Raw genomic sequence first — 14062 nt, forward strand, 5'->3', positions numbered from 1 at the left:
CGCGGGCCGCACCCGCCCGGCGGGCCGCGCCGGCGGGGGGGGCGGGGCGGGCGGCCGCCCCCCCAACAACCCACACCCCCCGCCCCCGCGGGGGCCGCCCCCCGCCCCCCCGCCGCCCCCCCCCCCCCCCCCTCCGCGACCAACACCCCTTGGCGCACGCACACATAGAACGATCGAGACACGCATGTCAAGCAGATGCGGCGAAAATCGCTCCACCGGGTGAACTCCGCCTGCAGGGAATCGTTTTGTCATGCAAGAGGCCCCAATGGGGCATACGCTGGTCGTCTGTTTGCTGCCCCAGCCCCTGGTGGCGAAAAAGCACCCCGGCCCCGGAACATCGGGCAGCCGGGCTCACCGGGGGAAACGCCGTGCAACAAGGCAACAGCGCATGGCCCATGGGATATGTACGCACCCAACAGGTCGGCGGAGTCACCGTCATCGAGTTCCACGACGAGATCGACATCGCCGCCGCCCAACAGATCCTGCCCGACCTGGACGCCGCGACAGCCGCTCCCGGGCAAACCGTGGTGATCGATCTGACTCCGACCTCGTTCTTCGACGCCTATGGGCTGCGACTGCTGTGCCGTGCCGAGCGGCGCGTCAGGGAGCGGGGCGGTTGGCTGTTACTGGTCTGCCCCCATCAGATGATCCTGAGGGTCCTGCGCGCAGGAGGTCTCATAGGCCGGTTCACTCCACTCGCCACGCGCGAGGAAGCCCTGAGACCGACCGGCTCGGAGGAGGCCGCAGGCTGACGCGCGGCGTGGTCAGGACAGCCTGAACAGGGTCGGGCCGGACGGAACCGGCGGGACCCGGTCAGTCCGATGCGTCCAGGCACTGCACGGCCAGGTCCCTGAGGCGGGTCTCCTTGGCGTCCAACTGCCTTCCCTCTGTGTGCCAGTGCCGCCGGGCCCCGGATCGCCAGCGCGCCGGCTCACGCCGCCGCCAGTCCTCACGGGACAGCGCGGTACACACGTCCTCGACCACCAACATCATCACGTTCGGCAACCGGAGTGCCGCCTCCACACCCACTGTGCGTTGCGCACACGGCAGGGTGACAACGGTCGTGGGACGCCGGCGCGACCGACGCCAGGGAACCGTGCTCACGGCAACCACCTCCGGGGTCCTCCTCACGGCCCGCGCGGGAGCCGAGCCCCCGCACGACCGGGGTGTGCGGTCATCGTGCGCGCTCAATGAACTCGGCAACAGAGGCCGACCGGCCTCCATAACGGCCAGGAGACCCCTGTCGCTCATGGTGGAACGGCCGATTGTCGGCGCGGTGAGCTTCGGATTTTCCATGCAGCCCGACGACGGAGCCCGAGTTCGAGGATCCGGAAGCCGGCCAGGCTCAGAGCTGCCGCCCATCTCCCGCATTCCGTGTCGCCCGACGAGCATGAGGCGTGCGGGCCGGCGAAGGCGTACTGACGCCAGGGCTCCGCCGTAGTCGGCTGACGTCCGTTTTGTGATCATGCGAGGCCGAGGATCGCGAGAGGGCGGCGGGCGTCACGCGCGTTGTGGCGGAGGGCGGCGGCGGGAGCGGCGCAGCCCCGTCGGCTAACGTGAACGGGTGAATCAGGTCTGGGCGTCGTCGATCGGTGTCGTGCTCTGCGGAGGCATTTCCTACCCGGCCCAGCTCACCACCGCAAGCCAGGCCGCCCGCACCGAGGACAAGCGCCAGGCCGTGCAGCTGGCCGAGGCCCGCCGCGCCGAACGGCTTGAGGTGCTGCGGGAGTTCATCCAGCTCACGCAGCAAGGGGCGTACGCCTCGCCGAGGAACTCTACGAGGCGCCCGAGTGGTCCTCCGGCCGCACACCTGAGTGGCTCGCCACCGAACGGACCCTCATCGAGCGCCTCTGGGTCTGCGAGCGGATGATCCTGGTCCTCATCGGCCCGCAGCTCTACCAGCTCGTCTGGGACTACGCGAGCGCGGTGAACCGTGTCCTGTGGGAGGACCTCGGCCGGCCCGAAGCCGCGTGGGACCACCTGCGCGGACCCATGAACACCTTCCTCAACGCGGCCCACGAGAAGCTGGGCCGACCGGCCCATCAGCCTGACTGACTCCGTCACCTCCCCGGGCACTCGAACGTCAAACGGACGAGCTACCCGATCCTCACAAAACCAGACGCTCTACGAGAACGACGAAGCCCTGGTACCGACGCGGGTTCGGACCCAGCGGCCAGACCATTTCTCGTCGCAGGCTTTTCATCACCGCCATGGCTTATTTCGCCACAGCGAGAAAAGGGAGCCCGCAGGCTGCGCCGCGTATATGCATTCCCAGTCGTTCTCGAACAAGTAGTGGGACTTATCAGACTTCCCGAGGTATTGCCGCCATGTCCTCCCTATGGTCGTCCCGTCGGGCCGGTGCCTGGTCAGGGGCTACGCCTCCGGCGAGGCCGGGAAAGGAAGTACATGACGTCACGCCGACGCAAGCCACGGTCAAACGGGTCGCACCCACCTCGTCTCAGGCAGCCCCCCCGCCCCGAGGCGACCCGAACGAGGGGCCGCGCCCAGCCGGAACCGTCGCCGTACTCGGACCACACCGAAGACAAGGTGCTGTCGGCCACACTGACCTTCTTGAATCGGCTCCCCAAGCCGTACCGCCGCATTCCGCAGCCTTGGCATTTCATCGCCAAGGTGGCCACGGTCGCAGCCTTTTCCTATGCCTTTTGGGGAACTATCACGCAGATCGTCAGCGCGATACTTTCCGCGCTCCTTCTGCTTGTGGTCGGCGCCTTCGGTCTGGCGATGATCATCGGTATGTTCAGGTACTCGGTGAGCGAGGAGGGCCGACGAGAAGAAGAGCGCTGGTACGAGGAGAACGACCCGCGAGGCAACGGCCCACGCGGCGCGCTCTGATTGATCTTTGCGCCGGATCGAACGCAACTCGGTCGCTCTCGAAAATGGCGGCCGTCGCCCTCTCGTCACCGATGGCGACGGCCGCCTGCGCGAGGACTCACGTCCCCCCAAGGTCGCAAGGTCTCGCGCCGAGTCATCCTCACGGCACGTGGGGCGTGCGGGAGTACGCCCCACTCGAACGGGCCGGAGGACGAGGGATCGAGGTCCGCGGGATCGTTCACACGACGCGGACTCCGGTTTTCCCTGCTGGTTCGCTTGTCTTCCAGGCCCAGGGATTGGGGGCCAGACGGCTGAACCCTCGTCAGCAGGCTTACCGGTACCCGGCAAGCAGGACAGGGTCCTGTGTTCCAAATCCTAAAATATCGCGGATGTCCGCGACAGCCCGTGTCGGCAGCGGCTGAACTCTGGTTCGGGCGACACCGAGAAGGGTGTGCTCAGTATGACAGCCAAGGCCAGTTGACCATCCGCGCTATTCGGACAATCGGGCGCTGTGGCTTGATTACGAATCCCCCACCTTCTGGTGGCTGTGCGGTGAGCTGGTCATGATGGGCGCCTGACGTTGGCCGTGCATGCGCTCACGCATCCGGCGACTTGGGCCGCCTCACCGAGACGGAACCGAGCTGCGGCATTGGTCGTACACTCACCTCGGCCCGCGGCGAGATCGCCCGCTTCCATTCCGACCGGGACGTTGACCTGCACCTCACAGCGAGGGCCGTCCGGCGGTTCGAGGAGCACCTCACCGGTGGACCCGCCGTCCGTCTCGTACCTGGCTCGCAATGGGTGACGCTGCCCGCCCCGCACTTCGTCAGGCCACCAGGCCGGGAAGGGTTCGGAGCCGTCGATGAAGGCGCGGGCCACCTCGGTCAGCCGCCGGTTGTGCGCGCGAGCGTACCCGCGCAGGGCGGTGAACGCCTACTCCATGTCGACGCCCCGGCGTTCGGCGAGTTTCCCCTTGGCCTGCTCGATCAGCACCCGGCTGTTCAGCGCCGTCTGCAACTGCTCATTGCGTAACGAGCTGCGGTGGGAGGTGCGTTGTTGCAGGAGGCTGATGGTCGCCACGTCGGCCAGGGCCTGGGCGATGGGCGTGCCGACCGGGTCGAAGGAACCGGGAGGGGTGCGGAAGAGGTTCAGGGCCCCGACGGTCTCCTCCCGCAGACGCATCGGCAGGGCCTGGACCGCTCCGAATCCGCTGCGGTGGGCCGCGGTGACGAAGCGCGGCCAGCGGTCGACCTCCCGGGTCAGATCGGGGACGATCACCTGTGTGCCGGTGCGGAAGGCTTCCAGGCAGGGGCCTTCGTCGCTCTGGAGCTGGAAGAGTCCGAGCAGGCGCACCTGTTCGTCGGAGGCGGCCATGACACGCAGTTCGCCGTCGCGATCGGCGAGCAGTACACCGGCGGCGCTCGCGCCGAGCATGCCGACGCAGCGGTCGGTGAGCAGGCACAGGAAATCGATCAGGTCGAAGTCGGCGACCAGGTTGTCGGCCAGCTCGACGAAGGTCTTGGCCAGAAGCTGCTGATTCAACGTGGGCACCCTCGATTGACACTGGTCCCGCCGGGAGGGGGCGGGAAGCACAGCACGTTCATGGGACGACACCGCTGCGTCAGGCTTCCTCGTCGGTCGGTCTGGGCTTCGCGTCCGGGGAGAAGTGGAGCCGGTGGGCCACCGCATCGGCGAGCGGTGGCCCTGCACGTAGGCATGGGCGCGAAGTCGATGCCGGACCCGGCGACCACCGGACGGCTGATGAGCAGTCTGCGCGCGCCCTCCGGGCAACCGGCTTCAGAGGCAGGCCAGTTGGACGCTCTGACCGTGCGTGACCGCGAGATGCTGGATCTGGTCGGTGAGGGTCTCACCGACCGGCAGATCGGCAGGCGTATCTATCTGTCGGAGAAGACCGTGAAGAACCACATCTCGCGGCTTCCGGCGAAACTCGGGGGCGAGCGCCTCGTCCAGGCGGCGGTCCTGGCGTCCGGCCCGCTCCGCTGCCCCCACGAGGACGAGTGATTCCCGCAGGGCCGCGCTAGCGCCGGTCGGGCAGCGGTACGGCCCAGCGGAGCAGGGTGCCGCCGCTGGGCGGTGCGGCCAGGGTGAGTTCACCGCCCAGGTTCCGCGCGCGCTCGCTGAGATTGCGCAGCCCACTGCGGTGTCCGCCTTCACGGATTCCGACGCCGTCGTCGGTGATGGTCAGGGTGAGCCGCTCCTTGCGGACGACGAGTGAGATCTCCGCGGACGAGGCGTGTGCGTGGCGGGCGATGTTCGAAAGGGCTTCGCTCAGCACGGCCACGACTTCGTCCGCCATGGTGTGCGGGACGTCGGTGTCGAGCAGTCCCTCCATGAGCAGGGACGGGGTGAACCCCAGTGCGGGAACGGCTTCCTCGGCGGTCTTGGAGGCACGGGCGCGCAGGCCGTGGCCGGTCGCGGTGCTGTCGTGGGCGCGCAGGCCGAAGATGGTGGAGCGGATGATTTTGATGGTGGTGTCGAGGTCGTCGACCGCGCGGTCAATCCGCTCGGTCGCTTCCGGGCGCTCGACGTAGCGGTGTGCGCTCTGCAGTGTCATTCCTGTGGCGAACAGCCGTTGGATGGCCAGGTCGTGGAGGTCGCGCGCGATGCGGTCGCGGTCCTCCAAGAGGCTGACCTGCTCGGCGGCCCTGCGCTTGTCGGCGAGTTCCAGCGCGAGGGCGGCCTGGCCTGCGAAGCCGGGCAGCGGCTCGATCTCCGCCTGGGTGAAGGGCGGGCGCCCCGCGGCGCGGGCGAGGACGAGTACCCCGCGATCTCCGTCACTGGTGCTCATGGGAACGGCGACCGCGGGTCCCAGCCCCGTCCAGCTTTCGGGGCAGTAGGTGATCCGCGGGTCGCTTCCCGCGTCAGAGGTGACGATCGGCTGCCCCGCGGCCAGGGCCGCCCCGCTCAGAGTCCCCTCGCGCGGCAGCCGCACGCCACGGTGCAGCGCGGCGCCTTCCCCGAGCGCGAGTACCCCGCGCAGTTCCAGCGTGCCCGGGGTGACCAGGTCGACGACGCCAAGGTCGGCCGAGGTGATGTCCTGCGCCCGGGTCAGCATCAGCTCCAGCACCTTCGTCTCCGGGGTTCCGGAGAGAAGGCCGCGGGTGAGTTCGGCGCCGGCCGCCATCCAGCGTTCTCTGACCTGTGCCTCCGCGTAGAGACGGGCGTTGTCGATCGCCACCCCGGCGGCTGCGGCCAGGGTCGACAGGACGGCTTCGTCCTCGCTGTCGAACTGCGCACCACCGCGCTTCTCGGTGAGATAGAGGTTGCCGAACACTTCTCCCCGGACACTGACGGGCACCCCCAGGAAGGAATGCATCGGCGGGTGGTGCGGAGGGAAACCGTGCGAGGCCGGGTGCTGCGACAGCTCTGTCAGCCGCAGTGGTTCCGGATGCCTGATCAGTTCGCCGAGTACCCCGTGCCCGGCGGGCAGAACCCCGATCCGTGCCTGTTCGGCCTCGCTGACCCCGACCGTGAGGAACTGGGTGAGGCTCTGATCGGGACCTATGACACCCAGTGCGCCGTATTCGGCGTCGACCAGAACCACCGCGGCCTCGGTGATGTGGCGCAGCACCTGGGAGAGATCGAGCTCGCGACCCACCGACAGGACCGCCTGCAGCAGCCCCTGGAGGCGTCCTCGGGTGCCGCGGACCACGCGGATCTGGGCCTGGAGTTGTTCGAGCAGCTCGTCCAGACGTAGGTGCGGCACCATCTCGGACCGTGCGGGTTCCTCGACGTTCACGTGCTGCCTCCGGTCGCTCGGTCGTCCCGGGTGACCCTGCTGTTGCCGGTGCCCGGTGGGTGGCGCGGCCAGGTCAGAACTGGTGCTCCGCGTCGTGACAGGTGAGGCATGTGATGCGGCGGGCGGGTTTCTTGAGGGTGGTCACACCCATGCCTTCCGGCCGCTCCAGATGCTGCGGGTTGACCTTGACGTGATCGGGGCAGAGCGCGGCTCCGCAGTTCCGGCAGACGGCGACCGCGGCGGTGCTCGTCCCGGTCTGGTGACAGTCGTAGCAGTTCATGCTTCTCTCTCCTGTCCGGGTGATCGGCAGATACGGCCGGGCGCGCGAGCACACCCGGTTGAACCTGGTCCTGGAGCGGCTGCACGCTCCAGGACCATGTGAGCCGTAGGGCCCCGTTCCGCGGTCTCGATGAGCATGCGGTGGTCATCGGCCGGCTTTTCTGCCAGGGCAGAGAGCCGAAGCGCTGCGGCCACCGACGCCGCAGCGTGCTCTTCGGGCTGCCGTGGTGCGATCAGAGAGTCGTCCCACCAGGAGAGCCCGATCATCGTGCTCAGCAGGGCGAGCGGAAGCACCGCTGGGAGGAGCAGTACGTCCATGAGGGCCGCCAGGGCTTCGATGGCCTGCCGAAGGAGGGCGGAGCAGGAGCAGATGCCCCGCTGGACGCACCCGATTGCCCACGGGCACCGTGCGAAGGAATCAGGACACCGACCCGGCGACAGGTGAGCGGAGTGATCCGGTGCGACATCGGGGTGGAAGCGACGCAGCCAGGGACCAGGGCTGCACCACCCACACTAGCCCCCGCATCCGGTCCTGCACAGCGACAGTCGCCCGGGGACGCAGGAATCAGACCGGGCCGGGGACACGGCCATTCAGGTCGTCACACTTTCGCCACTCACCGAGAGAGTTGAACAGGCGCAGAAAGCGCTACCTGTCGAACCGCTGCCCCGGGCCAGTGTCCATCCGACCACTGTGAGCGGGCTGGAGCCGCATCGCCGACGGCGCAGCTCCGGCCCTTCGTCCTCCCCAGCCCTCTTCGAGACCAGGGTGTACTCCGGTACGCCCCGGGTGGGGTGGTGAGGACGGGTCAGTGTGAGACGGCGAGGGGGGACCTCGGTGCCGTCTTCGCACGTACGGCCGCCGCCCGTGTCAGGCTGCATGCGGCGGCGGCCGTGGACTGTTCCACCACCCTCAGGGGCGGGGCCCTGCCCGTGCCGCGGCGGTGAGTGGGCGCAACCCTCCCTGGCTGTTCCGAGTCGAACCTCCCAGGGAGGCGATGGTGGACAAGACCTGGGGAGCTGGGCGACGGGTGTGGGGGCTGGCGGCGTTGGCGCTGCTCCTCGTCCTCGGCGGAGCTGCCGTGCTCGCGGTGCCCTATCGCCACAGCCTCTCCACCGCGCGAGCCTACGAGGCCGCACCAAAAACCCGGGGCATCCCTGCCGTGGTCAGGAAGCTGGAGGACTACTCCAACGGTCATGGCGGCGAGTACTGGGTAGAGGTCGCGGGGCCCCCGTCGGTATCCGGCAGGATCATCCTCGACGACTCCGGCCCCGTGCTGTCGAGGCTGCGGAAGGGCGACCGCATCGGGGTAGTCGTCTGGCGCGGCCACCGCACCGACATCACCTTCGACGGGCGCGTTCAGCAGACAGTTGAGGCGCCGACGACGTATCCGGGTCTCTATCTGGGCGCCGGCCTGAGCATGCCTGGCTGGCGGGGTGCTCGCGCTGTGCACCGCCGTCTGCCTGCACCGTGGGACGCACGAGCAGGCCCGGCGCCGCCCCCGGATGAGCTCCCGCTCGCCGGCAGGACGATCGCCGGAGCCTGCGTGGTCACCGTCGTCTCCGGCATCGCCGCTTCCGGCGCACACGAGAGCGACCCGCTCGAATTCGTCGGCATCTGGCTGGCCTTCGCCCTCATCGGCCTCGCCGTGTGGGCGGTGCAGCACCGGATCCGGAACCGACGGCCCAGCTGATGGTCCCCGCAAGCCACTCCCCGGGGCCACTTGAAGACATCCGCTCAGCACCAACCGGATCACCAACCTGGCCGTCCTCGTCCTTCACCACACATCAGCCTGAGCTCAGATCAGGGCGTTGAGCCAGCAGGCCCAGAGCTTCGGCGTAGTTGCTTGACGTCCGGTTCGTGATGATCTGCTGGCTCGGCAAGGTTCCGCCACGTGACAGGCACGGCTTCCAACATCATGGAGGTCTCAACATCCCGTGAGCCGAACGGAAGAGGCACTCTCCGGGACGACCCCGCAGAGCGCGTCCTCGTCGACGGCTCGCCATCATGTCCGCGTCCTCGCCCGTCAGAGTTGCGGAAGCCTGGCGGCAACGTACTCGGTGAGGTCCAGCAGGCGGTTGGTGTAGCCCCATTCGTTGTCGTACCAGCCGAAGACCTTGACCAGTTCGCCGTGTGCCTGGGTCAGCGGGGCGTCCAGGACGCACGAGACCGGGTCGCCGACGACGTCCCGGGAGACGATCGGGGCGTCGGACACCCGCAGTACGCCCTTCAGAGGTCCGTCGGCGGCCTCCCGGAACGCGGTGTTGATCTCGTCGGCCGTCACAGGACGGTCGAGGATCAGGCTCAGGTCCGTCAGCGAGCCGTCCTCGACGGGCACCCGTACGGCGATGCCGTCCAGGGTGCCGGCGAGCTCGGGCAGGACCAGGCCGACAGCGCGGGCGGCCCCGGTGCTGGTGGGGATGATGTTGACGGCGGCGCTGCGGCCTCGGCGCGGGTCCTTGTGCGGGCCGTCCAGGACCACCTGGTCGTTGGTGTAGCCGTGGATGGTGGTCATCACGCCCTTGACGATGCCGAAGTGCTCGTCGAGCACCTTCACCATGGGCGCCACGCAGTTGGTGGTGCACGAGGCGTTGGAGACGACGTGATGGCTGTCCGGGTCGTAGGTGCCCTCGTTGACGCCCATCACGATCGTGGCGTCAACACCCTTGCCCGGCACGGACAGCAGCACCTTGCGGGCGCCCGCCTTCAGGTGCAGGCCGGCCTGCTCGCGGGTGCGGAAGCGGCCGGTGGACTCGATGACGACGTCCACGCCGAGGTCGCTCCAGGCGAGAGCGGCCGGGTCGCGTTCGGCGCTCACGGCGATGCGGTGGCCGTCGACCGTGAACGAGGTCTCGTCGTGCTCGACGGTGCGGCCGAGGCGTCCGTAGGTGGAGTCGTAGGCGAGCAGGTGGGCCAGTGCCGCCGGTGAGGCTATGTCGTTGACCGCCACCACCTCGACCGGTGTGCCCTCCGTCATCTCGGCGCGCTCCAGCACGCAGCGCAGGTAGTTGCGTCCGATACGGCCGAAGCCGTTGATGCCCACGCGCACGGTCATGTCCGTCGCCCTCCCGATAGCTGCCCGGCGGTGTCCCCCGGGGGTGTGCCACCAGCGTGCTGACAGATGAGAACGCCGGACTTGGGCCGCACGGGGGCCGGATGAGGGACGTTCGGCCCAGTCGGCCCCGGCGAGTTGAGCCGGCTTCCCGGACAGTCCGTGCTCCGCCCACTCTCCGCCATCCGCGGGCGCCTGCCCATGAGTCCGCTGCCCCGGCAACCGGCACCCGGTGGCAGACAGGCCGCCCGGCCCCGCAGGTGCGGGGCCGGTCAGCCCCTCGACGGGACCAACGGGACCTGGGGCCACGGTCGTTCGCGGGAGAGGCTGCTGGTGGAGGCGGTACCGATCCCTCACGGTGCCGCCTCCGCCCTGCGCCGCCGACCCGTGCGGCTTCACCTCTCGACGCTGGAGGCACACCTCCCATGTCCCGCCACGACGACCGCACCGCGACCGCTGTCCCCGCCGAGGCACCGTCGAGCACCGCCATCGCCGTGGACCGGCTGGTGACGAACGGGCTCAAGGCTCTGGCCGACTACGAGAGCCTCGACCAGGAGCAGGTCGACCACATGGTGAAGAAGGCGTCGGTCGCCGCCCTGGACCAGCACACCGCCCTGGCCCGCCTCGCGGTCGAGGAGACCGGGCGAGGGGTGTTCGAGGACAAGGCCGCCAAGAACATGTTCGCCTGCGAGCACGTCACGTACAGCATGGGCACGATGAAGACCGTGGGGATCATCGCCCGCGACGACATCGACGACATGATCGAGGTGGCCGAGCCGGTCGGCGTGGTGTGTGCGATCACTCCGGTCACCAACCCGACCTCCACCACGATCTTCAAGGCGCTGATGGCGCTGAAGACCCGCAACCCGGTCGTGTTCGCCTTCCACCCCTCCGCCCAGCACTGCAGCGCGGAGGCGGCCCGTGTGGTGCGTGACGCGGCCGTCGCCGCCGGCGCGCCCGAGCACTGCGTCCAGTGGATCGAGACGCCGTCCGTCGAGGCCACCGGCACGCTCATGCGTCACCCGGGCGTCTCCCTGATCCTCGCGACCGGCGGAAACGCCATGGTCAAGGCCGCCTACTCGGCCGGAAAACCCGCGCTCGGTGTGGGCGCGGGCAACGTTCCCGCCTATGTCCACAAGAGCGCCAGGCTGCGCCGGGCCGTCAACGACCTGGTGCTGTCCAAGTCGTTCGACAACGGCATGATCTGCGCCTCCGAGCAGGCCGTCATCGTGGACGACGAGATCTACGACGCCGCTCTTGCCGAGTTCCGGACCCTGCACGCCCACCTGGCGAGTGCCGAGGAGAAGACCAAACTGGAGAGGTTCCTCTTCCCCGCGGACCACGCGGACCGCAAGGCGGGGGCCGGGTGCGAACCGAAGGTCAACGCGGCGGCCGTCGGGCAGAGTCCGGCGTGGATCGCCGAGCAGGCCGGCTTCACCGTGCCGGCCGAGACCTCGCTCATCCTGGTCGAGGCCGGCCGGGTGGGCCCCGACGAACCGCTGACCCGCGAGAAGCTCTGCCCCGTCCTCGCCGTGCTGCGCGCCGGCTCCGAGCGGCAGGGCTTCGACCTGGCCGCCGACATGGTCGCCTTCCACGGCCAGGGCCACAGTTCCGTCATCCACACCGAGGACACCGCGCTGGCGGAGGAGTACGGCAAGCGTATGAAGACGGTACGCGTCATCGTGAACGCGCCGTCCTCGCAGGGCGCCATCGGCGGCATCTACAACAGCCTGCTGCCGTCGCTCACCCTGGGCTGCGGCTCCTGGGGCAGCACCTCGGTGTCCAACAACGTCTCCGCCGCCCAGCTGCTCAACGTCAAGCGCGTCTCGATGCGCCGCAACAACCTGCAGTGGTTCAAGGTCCCGCCGAAGATCTACTTCGAGCCGCAGTCCATCCGCTACCTCGCCTCGATGCCGGACGTCCACCGCGTCACCGTCGTCACCGACGCGACCATGACCCGCCTCGGCTTCGTCGACCGGGTCGAGCGCGTGCTGCGGCGCCGCCGGGAGCCGGTCACCATCCAGGTCATCGACAACGTAGAGCCCGAGCCGAGCATCGACTCCGTCCGGCGCGGCGCCCGCCTCATGGGCGACTTCCGGCCCGACACCATCATCGCCCTGGGCGGCGGCTCCCCCATGGACGCGGCCAAGGTGATGTGGCTGCTGTACGAGCAGCAGGCCGAGGGCAAGGACGTCGACTTCGCCGACATGCGGCACAAGTTCTCCGACATCCGCAAGCGCGCCTTCCGCTTCCCCGTCCTCGGCAGACTCGCCCGGCTGGTGTGCGTCCCGACCACATCGGGCACCGGCGCCGAGGTCACCCCCTTCGCCGTGATCTCCGACCCGACGACCGGCAAGAAGTACCCGCTGGCCGACTACGCCCTCACCCCCAGCGTCGCGATCATCGACCCGCTCCTGACCACCGAGCTGCCCGCGGCGCTGGCCGCCGACAGCGGCTTCGACGCCCTCACCCACGCCATCGAGGCGTACGTGTCCGTCTACGCCAACGACTTTACCGACGGCCTCGCCCTGCACGCGATCCGGCTGATCTTCGAGAACATCGAGGCCGCGGTCAACGACCGTGCCGGGCGGCCGGACGCGCAGGAGAAGATGCACAACGCCGGCACCATCGCGGGCATGGCCTTCGGCAACGCCTTCCTCGGCATCGTCCACGCCATGTCCCACACCCTGGGCGCCACCTTCCACCTCGCGCACGGCCGCACCAACGCGGTCCTGCTGCCCCACGTCATCCGCTACAACGGCACCGTCCCCACGAAGCTGACCGGCTGGCCCAAGTACGAGAACTACCGCGCCCCGCAACGCTTCCAGGACATCGCCCGCACCCTCGCACTGCCCGCCGCCACCCCCGCCGAGGGCGTCGAGTCGCTCGCCGGCGCGGTGGAACAACTCCGCGCCGCGGTCGGCATCGAACCGACCTTCAAGGCCCTCGGCGTCGACGAGCGCGCCTTCCTGGACGCGCTGCCCCAGCAGGCACTGAACGCCTACGAGGACCAGTGCGCCCCCGCCAACCCGAGGATGCCCATGCTCGACGACATGCAGCACCTCATGCGGACGGCCTACTACGGCGACGACGCCGACCACCACTCAGACGTCTGACGACGACCGAGCCGAGAGACCGCGGAGGTGCTGGAGAGCGGGCCGAAGCCGGAGAACCGCATGACACCCCTTCCCGGAACCCGGACCGTCCGGTCCTTCCTCCCGACCCCGGGGAAAGAGTGACGCGGCATCAACCCGAGCTGTCTTCGGCGGTGGGCCACCCACCCGCTCCGGCGCGCCAGGGATGAGGAGTGCCCGTGGGTGTATATCCGACCGACGGACTCGGCCCCGGCGCCCAGGATGCGCCTGCCGTCAGCCCTCGTCGGTTTCGGACTCCTCGCTTGCGTCGGTCGTGGAGTCCGCGTCGTGGCCCAGTTCGAACACGCTCTCGCGCAGCGCCCGGATGACCCCGTCGAGTTCGGCCACGCCGTGCAGCAGCCGCGTTCGTGCCGGGGGGCCTTCTTCGATCCTCGCGGCCGTGCTGTGCAGGTCCAGCCCGGCGTCGAAGATCTTCCGGACCACGCCCTCACGGAGATCAGCCGCGATGCGGTTCGGCGGAAAGCACGGGAGAAGTACAAGAGGGTGCGGGGAAAAGCGCAGGAAGACCGTGACGGGAGTCATCGCGCGGTACGCGCATCCGCACGGGAGCGGGACGCTCAGGAAACACTGTGCAGCCGCCACGAGGAACGGGGACGCGGCTACGGCAAGCTGCGGTTTCCCCCCTGCACGAAGTCGGCGCTCCTTGGCGCCCACGAGGCCCATCCCGGCCGCAGCTGCCGAACCCACCTGGTCCGGCTCGCCGACACCGACGCCACCGGGCTGACGCAGGCGATCGCCTCCTGTCGACGGCGGCTGAAGCCCGGCTCTTCCAGGCCGGAATCCTGGAAGGACCCAATTCGCGACACTCCGACCCTGCTGATTCCGGGCGCCCCACGCTTACGGCTGGACCGGGACAGTGATCGTTTCGGGATCACGGCGACCGGCTCACGATTCGGGCTGTGTGCGCGGGACGCGCCTCGCCGCCGACCGGCCCGCCGCCGCGGGACCTTCGGCCCATGGCACGGGCGCGTCGGCCACCGAAGGGT

Annotated in this window: 10 protein-coding genes and 3 pseudogenes; 8 read left to right on the forward strand and 5 right to left on the reverse strand. The window is 69.2% G+C overall.

The features are described 5' to 3' along the window. The first annotated feature begins 395 nt into the window (after window positions 1-395). From AB0I51_RS44345 to AB0I51_RS44365, 5 genes and pseudogenes are all read left to right on the forward strand, one after another. A complete protein-coding gene (locus tag AB0I51_RS44345) occupies window positions 396-752 on the forward strand; it encodes an STAS domain-containing protein (RefSeq protein WP_362984524.1) in 357 nt (118 codons plus the stop codon). An 812-nt stretch (window positions 753-1564) separates the two neighbouring features. After that, a complete protein-coding gene (locus tag AB0I51_RS44350) occupies window positions 1565-1870 on the forward strand; it encodes a hypothetical protein (protein WP_362984525.1) in 306 nt (101 codons plus the stop codon). Beyond that, window positions 1867-2055, forward strand: a complete 189-nt coding sequence (locus AB0I51_RS44355) for a hypothetical protein (protein WP_362984527.1) — start codon at window positions 1867-1869, stop codon at window positions 2053-2055. The genes AB0I51_RS44350 and AB0I51_RS44355 overlap by 4 nt, the downstream gene beginning before the upstream one ends. 492 nt (window positions 2056-2547) lie before the next feature. Next, the gene (locus AB0I51_RS44360) at window positions 2548-2853 is read left to right on the forward strand and encodes a hypothetical protein (protein ID WP_362984529.1); all 306 of its coding nucleotides are present in this window, start codon (window positions 2548-2550) and stop codon (window positions 2851-2853) included. 559 nt (window positions 2854-3412) lie between these two features. Then, window positions 3413-3642, forward strand: a pseudogene (locus AB0I51_RS44365) (luciferase family protein); the annotation flags it as partial. Between the two features lie 36 nt (window positions 3643-3678). On the opposite strand, the pseudogene AB0I51_RS44370 reads toward AB0I51_RS44365, so the two are convergent. Beyond that, window positions 3679-4374 (reverse strand): annotated as a pseudogene (locus AB0I51_RS44370) (GAF and ANTAR domain-containing protein); the annotation flags it as partial. Between the two features lie 183 nt (window positions 4375-4557). On the opposite strand from AB0I51_RS44370, the pseudogene AB0I51_RS44375 reads away from it, so the two are divergent. Further along, window positions 4558-4854: pseudogene (locus tag AB0I51_RS44375) on the forward strand (helix-turn-helix transcriptional regulator); the annotation flags it as partial. Window positions 4855-4870: 16 nt separating this feature from the next. Here AB0I51_RS44375 and AB0I51_RS44380 read toward each other — a convergent pair. Continuing rightward, a complete protein-coding gene (locus AB0I51_RS44380; protein WP_362984572.1) occupies window positions 4871-6562 on the reverse strand; it encodes a GAF domain-containing protein in 1692 nt (563 codons plus the stop codon). A gap of 103 nt (window positions 6563-6665) precedes the next feature. Continuing rightward, entirely contained in the window at window positions 6666-6872 is a 207-nt protein-coding gene (locus tag AB0I51_RS44385; RefSeq protein WP_362984531.1) for a DUF2180 family protein, read from the reverse strand. Between the two features lie 994 nt (window positions 6873-7866). Between AB0I51_RS44385 and AB0I51_RS44390 the strand changes: the two genes are divergently transcribed. After that, entirely contained in the window at window positions 7867-8562 is a 696-nt protein-coding gene (locus AB0I51_RS44390) for a hypothetical protein (RefSeq protein ID WP_362984533.1), read from the forward strand. Window positions 8563-8895: 333 nt separating this feature from the next. Here the strand turns inward: AB0I51_RS44390 and gap are convergent, their stop codons facing one another. Next, window positions 8896-9924 carry a type I glyceraldehyde-3-phosphate dehydrogenase gene (gene gap / locus AB0I51_RS44395; protein WP_362984535.1) on the reverse strand — a complete coding sequence of 343 codons (1029 nt, stop codon included), beginning with the start codon at window positions 9922-9924 and terminating at the stop codon, window positions 8896-8898. A gap of 422 nt (window positions 9925-10346) precedes the next feature. On the opposite strand from gap, the gene adhE reads away from it, so the two are divergent. Continuing rightward, a complete protein-coding gene (adhE, locus tag AB0I51_RS44400) occupies window positions 10347-13037 on the forward strand; it encodes a bifunctional acetaldehyde-CoA/alcohol dehydrogenase (RefSeq protein WP_362984537.1) in 2691 nt (896 codons plus the stop codon). Between the two features lie 252 nt (window positions 13038-13289). On the opposite strand, the gene AB0I51_RS44405 is transcribed toward adhE, so the two are convergent. Further along, window positions 13290-13499 carry a hypothetical protein gene (locus AB0I51_RS44405; RefSeq protein WP_362984539.1) on the reverse strand — a complete coding sequence of 70 codons (210 nt, stop codon included), beginning with the start codon at window positions 13497-13499 and terminating at the stop codon, window positions 13290-13292. Window positions 13500-14062: the final 563 nt, after the last annotated feature.

The sequence above is a fragment of the Streptomyces sp. NPDC050549 genome (genome assembly GCF_040655035.1).
GTDB lineage: Bacteria > Actinomycetota > Actinomycetes > Streptomycetales > Streptomycetaceae > Streptomyces.